The following is a 22,459-nucleotide window of genomic DNA, read 5'->3' as shown; positions in this document are numbered from 1 at the left end:
ATTCTCGCGAAATGAGTGAATCACGGAGCTACCCCAACCGCGAGCCCCTTTTTCAACAGCCTGCTAGAGGTTGAGGATCAAAAAAGGAATTGTACGCACGTTAAGCGTTGGAGGAGGCTCGCAATGAGAAACAGCGATAGGCTTGCCATCAAACTGAACGAGACACGGCTGAAACTGCTAGAAGCGATTGAGCGCGAACAGCGCGCTGAAGACAAGCGCGCCGAGGCACGCATTGCTGCAGCCGATGCCCGCGCCGAACGCGCGCAAAGAAGCGGCAGGGCCTTGGTTGCTGATCCCTTGCGCCTTCTGGCGATTGGAGATTCCTGGTTCGACTATCCGCTGCTCGATAACGGTCCGACCTTCCAGCACACGGACATTATCCAGCAGTTGCAGGATGTAGGCACACCCAAGCCGATCATCGTTCCTGCCAAGCATTGGGGCTACACATCCGTCGTGGAGCTGTCGCTACCGATGCAGAAGCGCATCAAGACAGCGCTCCAAACCAAGGACAAATGGGGCCGGCGCGGCAAGCCGGATGCGATTCTCATATCGGCAGGCGGAAATGACATCGCTGGGGACGCATTCTGCATCTTCATCAGCAATCCGCCCAACCCGCCTCTCGATGACGCGAGGTTCAAAAAGGCCATGGGCATGATCGAGGCGTCGTACGAAGAGCTATTCGAGCTTCGCAATTTGTACGCCAAGAACGTTCCGATCTACGGGCACTACTGCTATGATTTCGCGATCCCGAACAATGTTCATCCCGCTTGCATCGGACCTTGGCTGCATCCTGCATTCGAATTCAGTGGCCAAACCGATATGACTGCGAATACGAAGGCTGTGGCCGATGCCTTGAAGCTTTTTCGCGAATTGCTTGGCCGCCTCGCCAACAAAAAGGCGAACCGATTCACTCTGCTCGAAACACAGGGAACGTTGAAAATATCAGAATGGGCCAATGAACTTCATCCGAAGCGAGGTGGCTTCAAGAAGATTATGGAAATCTTCAGAGCTCGGCTCGCTGCCGATTTTCCTGGGCGGATTTAAGTTCAGGCTTTCTACCACGTCGCTTCGCGGCAAGGCGACAGAACATAGTTAGCGTCGGCGGAACCAATCCGGTAGATTCGACTGAAGCGCAAGGTCAAGCTCGAGTTGCGTTCTTTGTTCATCCGCGGCGACTCCCACTGTGAATGCGCCATAGGCCACACAGTTGTCGAGGACAGCTCTGCCGTTCGACGCGTGTACGACACGGACCGGCGGATCAAACGTCGGATGAAGGTGGAAAATGACATCGCCTTCGAGCGGCGCTGAATCCGGAAGCGATTCAACCACGAGACTGAAGACGAGAAACTGGTTGCGGTTTCCGCCAGGTTTCCGCACAACCTTCAGACGACGGCCTCCGGTCTCAGCCAATCCGCCCCATTGACCTTTTTCGGGGTCATTTGGATCACGGTCCAGACGTCTTGAGAATTGCTGTTGCCCCCCTCCCCCAAAAGGTTCAGAGACATTTTTGGGCCCTTTCGTCTGCGGTGACAGCGCCTGCAGAAGGTTCAAGAGGTTGGCGTATTTGTCTTCGCCACTCTTCGCCAGGCTATAGAAAACGGGCTCGACGCCAAATTTTCCCCGCATGCGATGGCGAAGGGCCTCTCGCTCAGGTTCGGAACCGTAACTCATGAGTGCATAATGACAAGGCGAGCGTGTGCGGAGCCTGGCGGTAACCTCACGCATCAGATTGCCGAAGTCAGGATCCGACATCGAGAACCCAACAAACACGACAGGATTTGTCATAAATATAGCGAGCAGTTTTCGGCGCGCATCATCGCTCTTGATGTAGCGTCGAACATACGATGTCTCAGTAAGTATCGCATGTTGAGGACGGCTGTATCGGCCATGTAGGTAGACTACGCTGCGGGGCTCGCCTGTCCGTGAAAGGCCGATCAGAAACCTGGATAGCGCATTCCCGTCCTCCCAAAGAACGGCCGGCGCGAGTTCATTCATCTGATGCAATGCCAGCTCGATGCAAGGGTCGTAGTTGGTGGTCAGAAAATGTCGAAATGGAATCGCCGCGATGGTTTGGTGTGGCTCGGCGAGCACGATCGGCGGTCCAAAACGCTCTTTGATAAATTCGGAAAAGGTCCTTTTGCCGAGTGTCTTTGAATGAAATTCAGCCTCCCAAGCGGCATCGCCCTTGAGGGCTTCCGCGAGCTGATGAATCCGCGCCGTCGCTCCCGCTTTCTTGCGAAGTTCGATCATGAGGTCCGGCCAACTAGGGTAACCCGAATTGATGCTCGCTCCGGATCCGATAACAGCCAACGGAGGATGAGCGCTTGAGACCAGTGACTTAAGCGCCTCAAACGCCGTTCCGTCTTCAAACGGAGCAAACGGTGTGTCCATTAATCCCTCCCGACAGTTAATGCGACGATTGGTTCAGGGATGGACCTCTGAGCGCGGCTCTTTCTTTTTCTGGATCAACTGACAGCTGCCCGCGTACCGCCCAAAAGCTCGTATCCTACTTCTTCTCGAAGGCCACGTGCCAGATGATAAGGCCGCCTTCCTTCGTGAGTAGCTGCTTGAAATAGGGAAGCTTCCTGATGAACTTCTCTATCTCTTCCGCATGATTTTTTGGCGGCAACATATCAAATGCCTTTCCAGTGAAATGGGCCGAAAAGCCCTCTTTCTCTGCATCGCTCCAAGCCGACATAACACTGTAGAGACCGGCAGAAATCTCGGCAGCAGTTTTGGCGCCCGGATTGTCATCCACCCATTTCTGAAGTTGATCACGCTGCGTGCTTGCCTTGTAGGTCTTCTCTATCCATTTCGGATCTTTCACGACATTGTTGGCCATCGCGTCCGCCTGAGCCTGAATGTCGCGTCGCCCACTGGTGAAGACCACATCTGCGGGATATGCTGCCAGCAGCGCTACGGCGCCATCCTTGGCATAGTCCACCAGATCAAGATCATCAATCGAGAGCCCTTTGGCGGTTAGCTTGTCTAGAAACAGGTAGCAGTCGCAGCGCAATCGCAGATGCCTCGTGCGCGATGCACCTGAAGCCTCTTTTTTCTTTGGGACGATTCTTGTTGCGGCTTTCTTTTCTGGCTTTTTCTGTGCTGCTTTTGCCATGTGCGTTTCTCCTTCGATGCCAGACTTTCGTCCTCGATCCCTGTTCCGGTGACCTTTGCTATTGCCCAAAGCTGCTGCCTGACGACTTCAAGTTCCAATCGGCCCTACCCATTCGGCAATTGGGCACCACCCGAGCGATCGAACTTGATCAGTTCGATCTTCCACCCAGCGCCGTCATCGCTTTTGCCGGCCTTTGCATAGCGCCAGACGAACAGCGCCCTGCGCCGTACATGCTCGAGAGCTAGGTCTGCAAGCAAATCGGGAAACTCAATCTTTTGCGGCAACGGTCCTGCCGCGTGTAGCCTGACTCGGGCCAGTGAAATGTCGGCAGTTGTCTCGATCACGGAATACACCGCTGGCGGCGGCGCGATGACCGGGTCGGCGACGATGTCGACGATCAGAGCAAAGCTCTCGAACAGTTTTTGGTCGAGGACCTTATCTGATGCCGGTGTTATGGCGATTTGCAAGCGATCACCCGGCTGCAGCGCGCAGGGTGGACTGGGCGAGATTACGCCGCTGTCGTTCGGCTTAAGGACCATTTGCTTCAGCGGCAGCTCGACGACCGAGGCGGCGGCGACAGTGTAGCTTCCACTTGCCTGCGATCCGGTTGCCGTTACCAACTGTTGTGGCGGTGGCTGCGTTACGCTTTCGCCCTGCGGAGGCAGCCGGAACAATTCCACCTTGAATTCTGGGATATCTTGCAGTTCGGCGAACGTTCCAAGCGCGGTGTCGATAACTCCACCTGCAAGGTAGAGCGTTTGTTCGAGGTCATATTCGCGCCGGTCCGAGGAGACAAGAAACGGTCCCGCCAACTCGGGCGGTCGGCGCGATGCGCTCATGGTCTGACTGGCCAACTGCCGGTCGTATGACGGGTCGGCAAACACGACGGTCGTTGTTTTGACAGGAACCACGCGTCGCATGCCGGGATCGAGCATGAGCGGCAAAAATACTTGCGCGCGCGGGCCCAGCGGCAGGTCTCTTTTTTTATCTTGGCCTAGCCTTTCAAGTTCAAGCAACAGGCGGATTTTCGTGTCTGCAGTCGCGGCTGACAAGGCGTCGCGTGCATCGGCAAGTCTGGCCACTTCGAGATGGAGGATCGGAACAGCGGAAAGATCGAATTCGAGAAAATTCGCAGACGATTTCTTGTCGTCAGTAAAGCTTATTTCGAGGTTTAAAGCGTCAATCTGCAGCTTGCCCGTTGCCCTGACATGCGGTTCCTGGCCACCGTCTGGATTGAAGACGGCCGCGGTCAATTTGACGTCAAGCTTGCCGTCCCAGTCAGGGCCCAGGTAGGCTTCCTGATTCTTGACCTTTCCGTTCCTTGCCTTATGCCCGACAAGGTCAAAAATCACCTTGTCATGCCGTTTGGGTAGCTGAGGCTTGCCGGTTTCGTATCGGACCACGTCTGCGCCGCCGTCGAAGACATTGAACGGTGGCTGACGGCCGGTGCCAAGGTCCAGGTCGGTCAGCGACACGTAGGTTCGCCGACGATAGCTGATCGTCAACTGCTCGATCCCTGCGTGACCCTTTTTCAATTCGTCGGGCGTGAGTTCGTCGATAGGCAATACCGGCGAACGCGGGTTGCGCAACTGGTGAGCAGCAACTGGCCCCGAATTGGCCGGACGACCGAATTGAGGATCATCGGGATCGAAAGGCAAACTGTCGCCCGGAACCGTCAGCGACGCGACAGCCGCCTCCAATACGCCCGGTCTGCGGCCGATCGTGGCTCGTTCGACGGCCGGTGGCAGAGTCGGTGCACTTCGTAGTTCTTCAACCTCCTTCTTTGGCTTTCCACGGTCACTTGGTGACTTGGACGACGACAACGGCTCGTCCAAGGCGGCGGCCAACGAGGGAAACGTGGGCGCGCGCCGTCGGGCTACAGCCGGCAAAAGGTGCCGCGCCGTCGGACCATCGAAAGTGATCGGCAGGATCGTATCGGCCTTGGTTCCGTCAGGAAGATACTTCGCGGTGCTGCGATCATAGGTGATATGGTTGGCGAAGCTGAGATACAGCGCCTCCGGCGGCGGCAGGTCTGCCGAAGCGCTTGTGGATTTTTCTCCCTTGCTTGTCACCGCAGGTGCATAGGCCGGCCAGCCAAACAGCTGGAACCGAGCTGCGAAGCCACTGTCGTGACCGAGCAATGGCATCTCGTCTCCCAGGGCTGGCGTAAGCTTGGAAAGGTCGGTGGTCGCCGTATCCGAGGGCCATCCCAGGGCGGCGGACGGCGATAGGTCGGTCCCCGCCCTGGTGAGGGCTTTGCCGGGCATCGCGCTCGCATCCAGACCAGCCGGGACCGGGTGCGGTGTTACGTCGGGACTGCTCAGTCCACCGTCGATCTCGACAATTGCTACAAGCGCTTTGCGATCAAGATCGATCGCAGCCTCGATCGCCTCGCCGGGTGCGATCTCGGACGTTGGCAAGACGCGTCGATAGGCGGATTGGGTTGTGATCCTGGATGCGGACAGCGCGGTGATGCTCGCAGTTCGCATCGGCTGCTCGGACATATCAGATGTCGAAAGGACAAAGGCAATTTCTTCAGGCATCGTCCGCGTACCGACGCGACAACGCAAAGCGGCGACCGCAGGCGCCTTGTCATTGGCCTTGGTGAGGCGGGCGGCCAGAATAGTCTCGGCAATCCATTCGAAATCCTGCGCTGGCGAATGTGTTCTGGCCTGCGCATCTATTTTCAGGCGAGCTTCGATCGCCATCATTGCCCGGAGGAAGAAGGGGGCAGCCTTGTAGTCCGCCTTGTCCATCGGCGCCGCCTTCCCCTTATCGGGCAGCCACTTCTCGAAGTAAGCTTGCTCGACCGGAATCGTCAACTCAATCTCAGCAGCGTCGCAAGCCAAGCGTACGAAACGGCCTTGGCCAAACTGGTCGACGATCTCAGGCTCCGAGAAGCCGCGTCCGATCACGGCAGTTCCGACAGTGCCGGAGCTTGGCATCGGGGTGGCAGGCCACAGATCAGGCGCTGCGACCCTCCAGACACCGGACGCTATGTTGATAGGATCAACGCCATCCATCATCAGCCACGGAACAACGGCGGCGAAATCACTGGGGGGCATGCCCTGCCACCCTCCGTTGCGTGGGACCGCAAAAAGTGTGGATGCTCCGCCAAGCAGCATCGGCAGGTCTGACTTGATCCAGAGCTTGTCGGCCAGAAGCCTGTCATGAAAACCGGCCGCACCAAAGATCAGTTGAATGATGCCGGCATGCCCGTCCTTTATTGTCTCCGTCCGATAGGCGTGATCGAGGCTGCGTGGCGCGAAGCTATGATTCATAGCCTCCATGGCCATGAGCGAGGGGGTGGTGATTGCGGTATGATCGAGCGTCGTCCAATGCGCTAGCGCCATTTCGCCCGCTTGCAAGCGGTGATCCACTATACAAATCAATCTGACCGGTTCCCTCACGGTCGTCACCCTGACTTCCACATCGAGGACCTTCGTCAGAAAGCAAGCGAGCGTGTCAGCCAGGATGCGGTGCCGGTTGAATTTCACCGTGACGTGGTGGTCGAGCCGGTGATCGGAGTCGTCCAGAATGTGAATAATACGACTGCGTTCAGCCGCGGCCTGATTGGCGTCTGCGGGACTGAGCCATTTTTCGGGCAGAGGCTTGCCGTCCACCGTTTGCATCTGTCCGACCGGCCAGCGGATCGGGCTCCGTGAGGTTCGGCTCCATGTGAGTTCCAGCGTATGTTGTCTAACGCTTGCAGTAGCTATCAGTCGGTGGTCGATCCGATTCCCGTCGTCGTCGCTGGCGACGACGCGCATCCATGCTGTCCGCATCTCAATGGGATTGAGTTTGCCATCTTTGACCGTCACGTCGCCGCATACGAAGGCCAAAGCAGCGACAACAGCGAGTTTGTTTCGCGACCGCAGTGAGAAGAGTGGCGAACCCCCTCTAAGGCTGAGTTCTTTTTGACCATGTATCGCGCCGTTGTCGTGGTCGATTTGGATCGCGTCGGCATTTGCCGATTGCAGGTCAAGCCAGGCAAACGAAGCTGGCTGGAACTCAGCAAGGGGCTCGCCTCCTGCCTTGTCAGACCTTACTGAGATCGGTCCGCTTATTACCAGTGTGCTGTTCGAACTGTCGACCTTGAAAACGAGCGCAGGGCAGAAAGCGACATGCGTTTTCGTGGTCGTTCCCGACTTTGGCGCTTCTACTGTCGCGGTGAACCCTTCATCAGTCGGCGTGACCTTCGCAATCAGCTTGAGATCCGACCCGAAAAGTCGCAGCTCGATTGCCGCGTTCAGACTGCCAGCCGGTTGCGCAATATCGATGGTTGCTGTGGCCGCGACCGGCTTGGTGAAGCGGTACGACTGCGGGTCGTCGCCCGGGTCGGAGAGCAGCGTTTCGATGGTGACATTTGGCGCAAACTTTTTTTTATCTTTGATATCCTCGTCCGCGAGTTCGACAGTGCCGTCGGAATTGCGGGTCATATGGATCCCGGTCCAGGCGTAGCGCCAATCTGAAGTGCCACGGGTCAGCGCGAGTTGCAGGAGGTCCCCATGCTCATAGATGTCGTCGGGCCCGAAAGGCCCGCCCGGGTCATTGAAGTCGCGGTCGAGTCGCATCGATCCGACCACATTGATCGACTTGATGCGGGTTCCGTCGAACGTTGCCCGCAGCAGGCGCAAAGGGCGGAAGACAAATGGACCCCAGCGTATATCGTGGCGGCGGACGCCCGTTTGCTCGGCGTCCTCGAACAGACGCCATTCATGCAGCGATTGTGGAAAACTGTCCTGGTCGAATGCCTGACCTACGGCTCCGATGGCTGCTTCCACCGGGTTCTTCTTTCCATCAAAAATCAAGCCGTCGAGCGGCAGGTCGCGGGCGAAGAATTTCAGCGCCTTCGCAAATTTCCACGGGGCGGCATCTGCGGAAAACGACAGCGGCTCGGCCGCAGACATCGTCAGCAGCGACAAGTCCCTTGGCTTGATCGCACCGGATTGCCAGGTCCGCAGCCTTGCCTTGCGGACGCCATCGGCAGCATCGGCTGCAACGCCGAAACCACGGGAGTCCCAGCGCATGCTGTCATATTCGTAGAGATTGGCTGCGTAGCCAGCGATCTTGATCGGCTCGTTGCCCTTGGCAACGAGCTCATCCCCTTTGACATCGAATGTTGCCGGACCAATTGTCTTGTCACCGCCGAGACCCTGAACCGCAGCGTCGAGACGGAACGCCTGGCCGCCAAGGAAAAATTCACCATAGGCGTCCCTGGCCTTGGCGTAGACGGCGACGTCAGCGGACCATGAATAGGTCTCAACCAGACCGACAATCTTCTCTGCCTTGTACCTGGTGCCTTCGGACAACCACTTCGCAACAAAGGCCGACTGGGTGCGGGTCAGCGCCATGCGCCGTCGATTGGCATCCCAAATCTTGTTGAGCCTGGCAGGCTCCAGCGCCGTCGGCACTGAGATCGGTTCAACGTTCCATCCGGGCATCGCCTGAGCTTTTTTCGGCGGGTCTGACCAGGCAAACAGCTCGTCCAGGATGGGCAGGTCGAAGCGGAGCGCCGCCTGCAGTTTGAACGTCCCGAACTTGTCGAATGCGTTGGGAAAGAACTCGGCGCCGGCCAGTGTGGTCGAGATCAGTGTGTCGTCACGAAACGAAGGCCGAGTGGTGTCAACGTATAGTTTCCACCACGTTTGGTTTACACTTGAGAAAACCGGCAGATAGTCCTTTTCGTCGGCGTAAGTGAGCGTGAAGCCGCCGCTGACCGTCCGGGGCACCAGGCCACGCGACACCGAGGGTTTCGCGGCGGCCGGAAGACCACGCGTCAGCGGATGGTTGGTGACGAACGCGCTGTCTGCGGGCGGCAACCATGCGATGACATTTGGATCGGGGTCTTTTGGATCCTGGCTGTCTGGTGCCGGCGTGACCGTCGCGGCCATGTCTGCGGTGAACCTGCCGGTTTTAGCGTCCCATGTAACGTCGCCCTGCAGATACGGCTCGGGTGGCGACCAACCAAACCATAGCGGCAGGTCGCGCGTCGCTGCCGGCCCGCCTTGCAGATTGGGCAACGCTTCGAGTGCGGTCGGACTGCTTTCGCAGGCGAACAGGAAGCCGACGAGTTGTCCCTTCGGCGTCTCCGCTTTGAGTTTGGCCGATCGAGGTTTTGCCGACTCCCATGCAACGACGAGCTCGATTCCTGCAGCGTCGTCCAGCACGAGGCCCCGCATTGTCTCGCCGCCCTGTTGGACATAGACCCGGCCGCTCATCGCCGATAAAGGCGGAGGCTTGGCGGACGCGCTGGGGATTGGTGGTGGCGGCGTCAGATCGGGTAGTGCAAGCTGCACCACGCCCTCGGCGACCGGAATGAAGACATAGGGAGCGTGATCGATCCTGTCGTCCATGGCCCGCGCTGCGCGATACAGGGGCAGCAGCCGATCGGCGATCGGTTTTAGCGCAACCTTGGCGCCCTTGCCGCTTTTGAAGTCGACCACCTCACTGCCCCAAGGCGTGACCTCCTCGCCATTGCGCGTGAACTTGGCACAAAGCTCCGCTTTCGAGATCTTCGATCCGGCGGCAAAGTTGACGTTGAACGCCGTTTCGCTCTCGCGCCGCCAGGTGACGTTCTGCGCGAAGATCATCGCAAGGCCCTGCTCTGCATCTGGCAACTGGCCAGTGGTCTTGACGCGAACATCGATAGCGTTGCGATCGATGACCATTTCGAAGTCGCCGCTTGTGGAACCTGCGACCGCAACCAGCTTCAACTTCCCGCCACTTTCGTTCAATCGCCACAACAGCGGCGGCGCCAGTGGGCGCCTGTCATAGCGCACGGCGACCGGTGCGCCCGCCGGGTCGAGGCCGGCGAACGCCGAGGCGATCCCCGCCTCAACCGCATCGATAGCAGGCTGCGATGCCGCATCGACGGCGCGCACGAGGCGCAGAAGGTAACCCGACTCTCCGGTTGGCGTGACATCGCATTCGAGGCGGAACACCGCTGCAATCGTCAAAGTAGCCTGATCGGCTGGACGCGTCGGATCCTTGATCCTGCCCTGGAACTCTATGCCTTCGGGCGTCAGAACTGCCTGCAGGTATCTGGGTTTGCTGCCGACAAGATCGACTTCCAACCCGTTGAATAGCGACTTATCCTTCAAGCCGAGGAACGTGCCCAACTCGTTCGGCGTGTTGCTTGCGTCCTCGGTAAGTTGAATCTCGACGCCATAGCGCCCCTCGACCAGTCTGAATGGCGACGCGTAGGCGAACTGATCAGGATGATCCGGCCAGTCCTGGATCGGCGTGACGAGGAGATCGCTGGCATCTTCCTGCTGTCTGAGCGGCGCCCCTGCCTTGCCCACTGTAAGAGACCGACTGCCAAAATACACCCTTGGGCGCGCATAGACGCGAAGCAGAGTTGGCTGGACAAACGGTGCGAACGTGGTTTCCTTGCCATCTTTGTCCTTGGCTTTGATCTGCCGCTTCTGGCCGTCGAGCAACATCGATCGTAGGCCAAAGGCATTGACCACCACCTGGGATACACTGTCGCCCTCGTGAGCGAACGAACGCATGTCGGCAACGTAAAACGCCTGGGGCCCGCCGCCGACGATCCTTGCCATTGCCAGACCTACCACCTGCAGGTCGTCAGTGATCGGGTTCTTCGAACTGTCATCCATCGATTTCAGCCTCCGATGCGGCGCGCAAACGGGTGAGTAATCGGCACCTCCGGCCCCTTGGATGCAGAGACGGCAGGGCGACGGCCAGGTCCAAAAAGCTGGGTTTCGGCCATCTCCAGTACCAGCAGGTTGAGCTCAACGGCGGGGGTTGCACCACCGTAGTCCGCCGGGTCGAACTTCCGCAACTCATCGTCCGTCGGTGGCCGCCTTATGATGATCGCGCTGATGTCGCCGATCATGGCTGAACCGAGGTCCGACAGCGCTGCCCTGATGTCGCTGTTCGTTGCCGAGTCCAGCCCGATTTGCAGGCCAAGACCGCTGTTGTCGACAATCCCCTGACCGCCCTTCGCTGCCTCGATCAGCTGGATCGCCTCGGGTGAATCGCCGATCTTGCGCAAGCGCGCCAGCAGTAGATCCCATTGATACGCTCTTGGTTTCGTGGTCCACGACACACTCACTGCTGCCAGCGCGCCAATCGCGGGCGGCAGCCAGCCTTTCGGGGATGGCAGATTGCTGATCACTTTCTTCAGGATCGCACCCTGGTCTGCGGTCACGGCGCGAACCATCACTGGAAGCTGCTGCGTCACAAGCACCGCAACAGGCACCCGCCACTCGTATCCGGCTGGTGCCTTGGGCGGACGCGGGTTGGTCGCGTAGAAGGTCCCGGCTCCGGTTATGATGGCGTGGCTCTGGTCCAGCTGGAAACGACTGCCCGACGCCTGAAGCAGATAAAGTGGATCAGTCGTCTGCTTTGGCTGGCTTGCCAGAACGTCAATCTCCTGTACGCGGGCAAGCGTCTCATCCTGCGATCCGCTCTTTTCGGAGATGATGCGCAGAACTGTTTCCATGGAGATTCGATAGCTAACTCCGGGCTCTGGTAGATGCGTGACACGTTTGAGCGAATCCGGACAGTTTTCGCCATGGGATCCGAACCAAAGCCCGGCCTCATCGGCATCCATGCAGTCGATGAACCGGAGTGCGGCTATGTCAAATGTAATGACCGGAATTTCGAACTCTGGCAGCAGCGGCGGCCCTTTGGGATCAAACGGGTTTGGTATGGCCGCCACGAAGCGCCTTTCGACTGAATATTGATGTTTCTCTTTCGCAATTTCGCGACCGCCAGAGTCCCCCGGCAGGAACGGCCACGCAAGCTCGTAGAACCCCTCCTCGAAGGTCACGGACGCCTGTTCCGAGACGACGATTCCAGCTGCCGCGTGAACGAGAGCGTGCGTGCGGAAAAGGTAAGGCAGCTGCGTCGCAGTTATCATCGTCGACCCCAGCCAGGCGTCGGGCACACGCCGTCGTAGATCGACCAGCCGCTGCTCAGCGACGGCACGGTCTATTGGCATCTTTTTGAGGTCAAGTCGTTGGTCGAGTGACCCGAATGGTGCCAGCGCGTCATATCCACGGTCGCCGTGCTGATACCTGATGGCGTCCAGCCATAGCGTGTGGCCAAATTCGCGCCAGAAGCCGACGGAAATATCGAGTGGCGCCAGCAGCGCGGCATTTCGCCTGTTGGCCTGCGCCAACACCATGTCCGATCCGTGGGCGACCACAAGCTCGAACCGGCCAGGCTGACCCTTTCCGGCCGGCTTGTGGGTAGCCGTCGACAGGATCACCGGTTTTTCCAGCGGTTCGGTACGCGGCAATGTTGTGTCGACGAAATAGGTCGTCCCAAGATCGTCTCCGCCGCGATTTTCGAAGGCCCCTGTCAGTCCTTGTTCCACGATGTCCTGTCTGGAGATCTTGGTCTGAACGGCGTTGGCCCAGTCGTCATACCGGCCATAGGGCCGCACGGCGAATTTGCGCCGTGCGCCGCGCTGTTCGACATCGACGACGGTCATCGACAGCGTTCCGGTGTCGCTGGGTGCGCAACGGGAAAGGCCCGGATCGGCGATGGTGCCGAGCGAGAAAAAGATCGCCTCCCGCGCCCGGCGGCTGCCCCTTGCCTGTGCGTTTGGGCGGCCCCAGCCGGGGGCGCAATGTTCGACGAAGCGGGTCCAAAAACGAACGATGCGATCCGCCAGTTCCTTGCGCCCGGAAGCTGCGTCCCGCTGCTGCTCTTCACTCGCGTTTGCCGCTGTCGACAGCTGGAGTGGATCAAATCGCCGACCGACATAGTAAGCCAGGCGCCGGACGCCCTCATGCGGATTGACGCCGGCGGCGTCCGCCGTCGGCCTGAATAAGGCATCCGACCAGTCTTCCGCCGGCAAGGCTTCGAACTTGCCGAATGCGTGCTCCGAAGTGGCCATCTGTTGATCGAGCGACAGCATCACCGATGGCTGTTCGATCGCCTCGAAACTCCATTCCCGATCCTTGGGCGGCTGAACGCCCAGGCGTGCTTCGAGATTCTGGTTTGGATCATCGATCGGCAACTGTTTGATCAGCACCTCCCGGACGACGGCAATAATGAACCTTTTGCTGCTCGTTGTTTCAATTGCGGGCCAAGGCTCGAACAGCGTAATCTGCGGCGTGTCCTTGTCCAGCCGCAGGGGTTTCTGGGCAACAATGCCGCCGGCGACGCCAAGAATATCGTAGCGTGCCAAGGCGTCGCTACCGTCCTTCTTCGCGATGGTCCATTGTGGACGTTTAAGGTCCTTGTCTGGGGAAGTAAGAGCATAGTAACGCACCACCGGAGGTACGGAGAAGCTGGCCGCTCGTCGATCCGGATGCGGGCGCAAGGCTATCTGGGTAACCGCGAGCATTGAGCTCTCGATCCCGTCAATTTCCTTTTCGCTCGTGGGGTTGCGCTGGCCTCCGTCGAACCAGCTCAGCCTGGCGTTGCCCCACGGCTGGGTGAGGATGTCGACAAATGGCTGACCGTTGTCGCGCAGTCCATCGTCGTACCGTTCGAGTGCCCGCGCGAATGCGGCTTCGATGCGCTGAGAAAGGGCCACCTTCGAGCCATTGCCGAAGCGGACATAGTCTTTTGCTTCAGTGTCATACAGCCGGAAACCTGCCGCCAGGCCCAGGGCGCGCAACGCGCCCCAGCCAAACGGGTCGCGCTCGACCGGCGTCTGGTCGACATACGCATCAAACTCGGTGGTTGTAATATCGGGGTCCGCGTCACGCGAGACGGCGTAGCGCTTGAAGATTCTACCATTGGATGCGGCAAGTCCATCGGCTGCCCAGCTGTCATACTGGATGAAGGCAAGTGTGTCGGCGATGATCGGGTGCAGCCTTGGCATCAGGTCGATGACAGTCTCCTGGGTCGCCACGACGCGAGGCTCCCTGGTTTGACCAACAAAACGGACCGCCTCAAGTCTCAGCATGACCTTCGCGAGATACCCGGGCTCGCCAGCACGGCGTTCCAGCGCGGCTTGCTCCGTGCCGCCATCATCACTTCCGTTTGGAGCAAGGCGCAGGTTCTGCAGCAACCGCCGCAGTTTGGGCACAGCCTGCCCTGTGATCTCGGCTAGGGAGAAGGTTACCTCGAACCGAGCCTCTTGCGTGCGCTGCGGAAAAGGCACGCGCTGAAGCTTCTTGTCGTACTCTCCCCAACTCTCGGAGCGGCTGCCCTTTTCCACAATGGTCCAGCCAACCAGCACACGATTGTCCGTACCCGTGATTTGCTTGGCCACCTGGTCGTCAAGAGCCTGCCACTCAGGTATCGAAACGCGGATGGCGTCGGGCGTGCCGCCTGCAAACAGAGACGATATCAGTCCTTCGTCCGGGTCGGGCATAAGGGACCGGCGTATCGAGGGCTGGGGGAATATTGCCATTGTCTCCGCGGCCGAATACCAGCCGGCCTTGCGTGCCCCGCTGGCTTGCTGACCTGACGCCGCGTATTCAAGGCGCAACGTGTCGCTTGGATAGGCAGCCTCGATACGGCTGAAGTCGCCAAAGCCGGCCGGATCGAGACCTCGCATTGTCGCCGGCAGCAGCGAAACACGCCCCAGTGGCTGCGCCATTTCTTCAACATCGTCAACGAGGCCTTTGACGTCGCGATCGGTCAGTGTCTCCGGATCGACGCTGAACACCTGGAAACCGGAAATCCATCGATGGAGATCGGCCGGGGAAGCCTTGCTGCCGACCAATTCGAGCGACTGGGGCCGTGCATTCCACTCCAGTCGCGTGGCAGTGCGCCGGCGTGCGTCACGTACCACCTGGAAGGGTGAATTGCGGTCTGTCAGGTCACCTAGCTTGCCACTGGCGGAAGGCTGGACGATGTCCACCCTGCCACTCTCTACCCGCATGTCCTGCCGCTTCAGCGCCGCGAACTGCAGTTGAACGGGCCGTTCCAATACCTCGACTACCGACGAAAGGGCCGGGTGCCCGCCGTCCATGCCGATCACGATGTTGAGCGTTAGCGTTTTCCATTCCCCGCGCCGCAGCAAGTCAAGTTTTTCGGCCTCCTTCTCTGGGGGCTTGTCGCGGTAGAGACGGGCCAGGAAGACGCGATGGCCAGTGCCGGCCTCGGCTTTCGCAGGATCCTGCACCGCCACGCCAAGCGACCAGAACAGTCTCTCAATTTTTGAACCATCGCCAAGGACAATTTCCTCCGCCCCCCTGGACACTTCATGCACGGTAGCCACGTAGGGTCTGATGTCAAAGTCATCATCGTTCAGTTGGTACTCGGCAACGATGTTGAGAGTAGGTTTCTTGCCGTTGATCTCGAGCACGAAGTCGGCCACCTCGTCGGGATCCATCCTGTCGATCGCTGCTTGATCTGGACGCCGCCGCGCGTCATCAACCGCATCCGCGCCATAGCCACCCGATGGCGCCACCTTCAGCTTCTGGACTCGCACCAGATAGACGTGCGGTGGCTCTTTCTTGTCCTTCGGCGACCCGCTGTCTTCTGGCAATGGCCATTCAATTATCGCGCCATTGACGGCGGGCTTCAGCATCACCAGCAGGGCGGCTGTCGCTGTGTCTACCTTCTTTTCAAAAGGCGTCGGCATCTGGTTATACGCGACCTGTAGTGCAGCCTCGCGCGGCGAGCGTGGCGGCACGTCACGCACGTGATAGTCCTTGATTTCATAAATCTCCCCGCTGTCCGAGGTACCCGCATTGTCCACCGGCACGATCTCGTAGGTCAGCTTCAGGTTGCTGATGTCTACATTCATCGCGCCCGCGTCCTCAGCCGTGCCCTGCCCGAGAAGCAGCCGGCGCATGGCTTCCGGTACTGCTTCGCCTGGCCGGCCGGCTTCATCGATCTGCGATCGCAGATCATCGATGAACTGGAATTCCTTTTTCACCAGGCGAGCGCGCTCCGGCTCCATTTCCGATGCTGCGAGAAACTCGATCGCGGAACCACGTTTCACCACGAACTCGGCGCGGAAACCACTTTCCGCCACACCGACAACGACGCGCCGAATCCGATAATGCTTCAGGTGGAATTCAGGATCGTGATAGGCGCCCACCGACTGACCCCAGTCCGGTTCCAGATCCCAGTTCAGCTTGACGCCGTTGTCCGCGAACACATGAGCAGGCGATAGTTTCGGCTGCCGCTGGCGGAACATCCGCGAGGGATGATTGAACAAATGGACCATACCGAGCTTGGTGGGGTTCACCGTGTCGCTCTTGAGAACCGTGAACCTGCCAACTGGCGGCGCGATCTCTGCATCACCATCGAACAATTCGGCGATCGCCGTTTCGCTAAGCACGAAGGTCAGGTCGAAATCTCGCGCATCGATGTCTTTGTCGCGTCGCACTGGCCAGACCCCGTCTGTTTCTCCTTGCGCGGCAATCGTCGCCGCGGTCTCGGCTACCGCCGAAACAATGGCCGAACGCGCCTCCTCGATTTCCGCCTCGCGTTTCAGCTGTCCGGTCAGATTGGTTCTTCCGCGACCGATGCGTCCCAATTGTTGGGCCGATGTCTTGGCACTTTCTGAAAGTTTGGTGAGCTCTGGTTCGATGACCCGGGCTGATGGCTCTTCCGGGGCAAATTTTTCATCAACAGTTTTGCCAAGGAATAATGTGTCCAACAGCTGGCCAAGTCCGAGCTGATCGTCACCTTCTCTGGCAACAACGGCATTTAAATTTGTATAACTATCAATGACGGCCGGGACTCCGGCTGAAACTTTATACCACTCTGTTTTTTTATTTGGCCTTACCTGGCCAATTTCCAGATATTTTGCCTTTTTTATTTTATCAACATTTATTGCAATTTGATGTCCGGCGTATCCAAGCTGGCGTGTTGCCGTGCCCGCGAAGAAGGTCGCTGCGAGTTCGTCATAATTGAGCGTTCTGATTGGATTTCCATCGACCGATGTATGATCCCGAGGCAGCAACTGCATGACGTACCATGGGTCTGCGTCGTCGGCATTTGCGCCGTCGGGGCGCACCGTCGGGAACAGGACAGCCCAGAAATCAGTCTGACCGATCTCTCTGCCGTTGTAGCTTTTTGTATCCTCGTCAGGCTCCCGCGGAAGTGGCTCGCTGCCGATATCCTCCTCCACGGTCGTGTCACCAATCTGGGCAACCTCCCTGCGTGAGGGCTCGGGCTTGGGGTTGGTCTCGATACGCTGGCCATCCCTCGCCTTGTCGGGAATTTCGGTCGCCAAGCCCAGCTCCATAAAGCGCGCGACCTTGGCCCGGGCGTCCGCCAGCTTGTCGTTGTTAAACGAAAAGCCGATGCCAACCGAAAGCGTGCGGCCAAATGCACACACGCCGATCGATACTTGCGCCCGGCCACCAATTCCTTTCGCGCCGATCACTGCTTCCAGGGCGACTGAGACCGCAAGATGAAGGGAGAAGCCCACAGACAGGCGGATTCGATTGCCGAAAATCTTGAAGCTGATCCACACCTCGACGCTCACATGGACGGCCACATCGATGCGCAGGTAGCCATAATAGAAGGATTCGCCGAAGTTCTTCAGCGAGAGATAGGACAACACTTTCGCCTCGATGGCGAAATTGGCGCGCGCAACGGCCGCCGCGCCCAGACTGCTACCGCCAACGCGACCTTCGAGGTAGACAGAGCCATTCGCCCGGAATGCAATGCCGTTAAGCAGCGAGGCATCCTCGATGCGGTGGATCAGACCGCCTGAAAGCGACAGATAGAATTTGCCGCCGGGCTCGCCGAGCGAGAAGCCGAGTTCATAAGGCCAGCCGAGCTCCGCATGGAACAGGCCTGGCCGAATGTAGAGCGTGGCGGAGAATCTGGTCGCCGAGATCGCATCAGCCAAGGCTTTCGGCAGCTCGGGGTGGTTGCCGACATAACCCTTCCCGTCAGACAGGAAGCGGCCGAGGAACTCCTTGCGCCGGACCGAGAAATAGAGGTAGCCGCGCATTGTTGGATTCGACTTCCAGGGCTCGTTGAGGCCGCTGGAAGCCCAATCGTTGTAGTTGACGCTGACCCAGGCGCGAATATTGATCAGGAAGGTGAAGTCGGTGCGGAACGCAGCGACGATGTCGAACAGCAGCGGATTGGGCAGATCCTTTTCGCCCTTCTCGTCGTAGCTGTCTCCCTCAACCGCCGACAGGGCGAACATGCCGCGTAATGCGAGCGTTAGGTCGCTGTTGTCGTAGGTCGGCTCCCAAGCCTGGAATTGATACAGGTTTCCCTGGTATTTCGAGACGTCATCGAGAATCTTGACCAGTTGCCGTGGCGAGGTGGCTTTCTCCGCCCGGTTGATGCCCGCGATAGTGTAGCGGTAACCAAAGCCGAAACCAGCCTCGCGCAGATAGATCGTGCCGACGGGTGTGCGGATGGGCACGGCGATCTTGTTGAGCTGGCCGTAAAGAAAGAAGGAGTGCTTCGGGTCCGGGTAGCCGTCCTTGCGCAATTCAAGGAAGCCCATTGCCGCGGTCATTGACGCCCAGCCATCGATGTCGACCTTGCCGTTGGCCAGGAAGCCGTCAGCTTTGATGTCGGCGGGCAGCGTTCCCGGCTTGTACAGGTCAGGCAAGGAGCCATCGACCGCAATTGCCGTTCCTTCAATGTCGACGCCGCCTGTCCGGATGCCGACCGACAAACCGTCAAAGCGTATCCGTGGCTTTGAAGAGCCGGTCTTTGGCCCGGTGAACCACAAGCCGTGGAACTCAATATCCGCGCTGATACGGTTGCCGGTTTTCAGGAAGTGGACCTGGCCTGAAAGATTCATCGCCGGGTCACCGTCGAACTTCGGTGAAGCCGGATGGAATCCGAAACCCTTCAGGTCGAAGCTGAAGATGTCGAAAAGGGAGATTTTCTTTGGCGGATCGACTTTTACCTGGAAAGAAATCGAGCGAAGGAGCACCCGCGGATCGCTTGTAAGCGGAGCCTTGTCAAGTTTGATTGTAACGTCTCTGAGGTTCTTGAGAAGGCCGCTGGAATATTCGTTGCCATTAGGTTTGAAGACGGCGCTGCCAGTCAACAGGAAGAAAAAGTGATAACTTCCCTCATAACGATAGTCGAAGCCAAGTTCTGTAATCGTCAATTCAAAACGGGTTGACGAGCAGCGGATCGGATCGCCACTTTTGTCAAGCCGAGCCGTTGCCGATTTGACGATCACGCCACCGTCGGAGTCGGCGCCGAGCTGCAGCGCGATATTTGCGTTGGCCTCGCCGACCAGCGCCGACGGCAATTGACCGGCGCCAGCGAGGGAGCCGCCGCCAAATTTCGAGCTCTTGATCGAGACCTGCCCGGATGTGAAGCGGAACGGCACATCGACGCCACCAAGCTTCACTGGTTCGGGCAGGACCTTTGCTTCAAGGTCGATGCCCCCGCGGCCGATCCGCAGTGTCGGCACCTCGAACTGCAGACCTTTGCCGCTGGTAGAGACCTGGCCGAACGACAGATCCGCTTTGGCCTCGTCAGCAAGGCCTAGGCTCTCGTTGCCATGCGATAGATCGAGAACGAACTGCGGATAGGTTTCTTTCTTCTGGTTCGGAACCTTCTCGGTGATCGTCAGGGTCAGGCCCAGCGGATGGTATTCCTTGTCGGGGCCTTTGATGATGATCCTGTCGCCGCCAGTGACCTTCATTGACAGGTCGCGTAGCGATGCGCTGACGACCAGATCAGTTGCGGGGACGAACTCTTCGTCGATGTGAATCGCAAGCGTCAGAGCGACCTGCGCAGAGGTCTTGTCGCTGCCGAAAGTCGATTTGACATCCGTGATCTCGATTCTCTGCTTGAGCCTGTCGATGAAACCGCCGCCGCCGCCGGCATCGGCCTTGGCAAACAGCGACAGCAGCCGCGCCTTGAGGCCATCGTAGTTAAGTTGCAACTTGAAGATTGCATTGGGATTCACGTCATCGCCAAGCTGTAGTTCACCATCGCGCAGCAGGCCCGTCTCTCGGATGGCCACGGCAACGCGATTGCCAAGCCCTAAGTCAATGTTCTTGGTGTCCGGTTTGTCGCCGACGAATGTCTGGAATAGCCTGAGCTGCCCGCGCTGGACGGCAGCGATTACGATTTCAGCGGCATCGTCCATCACCGTCATCGGGGTGGCTTTAAGCTGAACGAGCCGCGGTGGGCTTTGCCCCTGCACGCCGTCCTTGTCGATTGTGGTGATGGCCTGCTGCGGACCCGTCTCCTTCGCCAGCCAGAAATCGGTGGCGAGGGATCCGACCGAACCAGTGGGCTGCACGACAATGCCGGTCCAACTTTCCGGGCCAAGGTCGATTACCAACGCTGGCCGGAGATCTGCAGCCATTACGAAATCAAAGCCGAGTGCGCTTGTCGTGACGTCTTGCGCCGGTTTGCTGTCGTCGCGAACTGGCATGATGATGATCTGCCGCAAGCGGTAGGTCTTCGGATCCAGCCGGACCTCGACTGCAATGTGCGAGATGATTTCGTTGCCGACGTCAGACCCAAGCCGGACCAGTTCCTTGACAAGTTGCAGAACGGCCTCGAGTACTGCCTCGACCAGACCTGCGAGCAGGCCGATTGCCTCCCCTGCCTGCCCTGCAAGCCACTTCGCAGCGCTTGCCAGCATCTTTGCGAGACGCTTGATCACCTCCATGACCGACGACATGTCGACATTCGGCGCCTTGGCCGACGGCAAGGGGATGGCACCCACCAGCCTAATCAATTCTCCCAGTTGCTCCGCCGCAGTAACGATCAGTGCGATCGGATAAGGCTCGACGATGGCAAGTTTCGTCAGGTTTGTTGACGTCTTGCCGCTGCGTGCATCGTAGGTAATGAGGATTTCGAAACTCAGTGCGATGCACGTGGACGGGTCGTCCGTGGCTGACACTACGAGCTTCTTGCATTCGAGCTTCGTTGCAAGAACGACGTTTTCAAGCGATTTCCCCCCGCTGAATTCGAGGTTTTTGAAAGTCGGGGTCGCAGTTAGAGGCTCGCTGATATCGAACTGGAACGGGGGGACGCGAAACGACCTTGGCGCAATCGTGATTGGTGTAACTGTCGGAACAATCGTCGCTGAGAAATCAAACTTGGGGTCAGCGTATTGCAGCATGACCTGCTGCAATTTGCAGAATTCGGCTTCGCCATACTTCAGGGTTCCGTTGCCTGGCTGGCTGGTCGCAACGGTGATGTCGCCTTGCTTCAACGTGACTGCCAACTGCGGCTTTGGATCGTCCCAAGTGAAGTTGAATTTTTCAAAGAACGGAGGGAGGGTCAGCGTGAACAAAGACGGCAGAACATCGTCGAACGTGGTGTAGGCAGGCAACGCGAGCTTTGGCAGCTTGATCTTTGGCAGCTTCAGGTCGAATCCGGGCAGGGTCGGCAGTTCAAAATCGATGCCGACGTCGATCCAGTCGGCAAGCGCAGCCTTTTTCACCTCAAACAGAAGTGCCAGCCACCCGCCAAACTCCAGCGCATTTGCGCTTTGGGTATAGGTGAGTTTGATTTCGGCGGCACCCTGGGCTCTCAGCAGCCAGACGTCCTTGCCAATCGAATCCAGTCCGTCGACAAGCGCCGCATTCAACCATACTCGTCCATCGACCAGTGCCACGCCGCCTACGGTGGCGACTCCGAAGAGGGTCTGTTGGGGATTGGCGGTCGCGTCGGACAGTACGACAATCGGCTCGGCCAGTCGGCGACGCACCTTGTCCTTGAGCGCCGCCCATTCATCCTCTGCAAGCTCCTGCAGCTCTTCGCGGCTGCGAATGCGAAAACTACCTCTGCCGTCGCCGATCAGCAGCTTCGTCGGCACGTCAACTTTGACGGAGTTGGCTTGGTCGGCAGTCAGCGTTGTATTTATCGGGTCTTCGCCCAATATCTTGACTTCAACGACTATCGTCGAGATCGTAAAGACGCCGTTTGGCTCCAAGGTTGGCTTGTCGCCAACTGCGGTTACCTTCAGCGAGTCACTGCCGCTCGCCACTTCCGCCAGGATGAGCGTCAAAGTGTCTGCCAAGATGGCCCCCGCAGCGCCACTCCCAAAGCATTGGCTGCGCGGACGAGGTCGTCAAACCACCTCCGCGCTCCAAATCAAGCAGCTTGATCGGAGTAAAAACAATTTGTTTCTTGAACTGCCGATGAAATATCATCGTCCAGTCAGGCGGAGCAGATTTACCCATACTACCTTTACTGTCAACAGCTATCGGCTTTGTCGAAAATAGTTGTTGACTGGGAGGGCACGCTTGTAGCGCTACAGTGCTACCATCAGGGCTGTGCGGCTTGGGGATTCCCAATCGGGCGGCCGTATGTGCACCATGTCCCTTGGCGCTTCCAACAACCGGGCGATGTGCTTGGTTGGTGCTGATGGTCCGCGTTGTTGCGGGAAAAACTTGCTCTCAACATCGTTTTGCAATGATCTTGTCAGCAAAAGCCGGGCTCGACAGCTACAATGAAATGTATGATCTTCACTTGGTGACTGGTGAGATGTCT

The 22,459-nt window shown here is 58.5% G+C and carries 5 protein-coding genes; 1 reads left to right on the top strand and 4 read right to left on the bottom strand.

What is annotated here, in order from left to right:
* The first annotated feature begins 123 nt into the window (after positions 1-123).
* Complete coding sequence (locus tag AC3CB8_RS08865; RefSeq protein ID WP_352726642.1) at positions 124-1,044, top strand: SGNH/GDSL hydrolase family protein; 921 nt, start codon at positions 124-126, stop codon at positions 1,042-1,044.
* 48 nt (positions 1,045-1,092) lie between these two features.
* Here AC3CB8_RS08865 and AC3CB8_RS08860 read toward each other — a convergent pair whose 3' ends face one another.
* The 4 genes from AC3CB8_RS08860 to AC3CB8_RS08845 all read right to left on the bottom strand — a co-directional run bounded on the left by AC3CB8_RS08860 (position 1,093) and on the right by AC3CB8_RS08845 (position 21,986).
* Positions 1,093-2,391, bottom strand: a complete 1,299-nt coding sequence (locus AC3CB8_RS08860; RefSeq protein ID WP_352486873.1) for an SIR2 family protein — start codon at positions 2,389-2,391, stop codon at positions 1,093-1,095.
* A 115-nt stretch (positions 2,392-2,506) separates the two neighbouring features.
* Entirely contained in the window at positions 2,507-3,118 is a 612-nt protein-coding gene (locus AC3CB8_RS08855; protein WP_352726645.1) for a hypothetical protein, read from the bottom strand.
* A gap of 104 nt (positions 3,119-3,222) precedes the next feature.
* Positions 3,223-10,737, bottom strand: coding sequence for a hypothetical protein (locus AC3CB8_RS08850; RefSeq protein WP_488377280.1), 7,515 nt, complete (start codon positions 10,735-10,737; stop codon positions 3,223-3,225).
* A gap of 5 nt (positions 10,738-10,742) precedes the next feature.
* Entirely contained in the window at positions 10,743-21,986 is an 11,244-nt protein-coding gene (locus tag AC3CB8_RS08845; RefSeq protein WP_352726649.1) for a hypothetical protein, read from the bottom strand.
* Between the last annotated feature and the right edge of the window lie 473 nt (positions 21,987-22,459).

This window comes from Mesorhizobium sp. P160927 (genome assembly GCF_057766385.1).
This window is presented reverse-complemented; position numbering and strand designations above follow the sequence as displayed.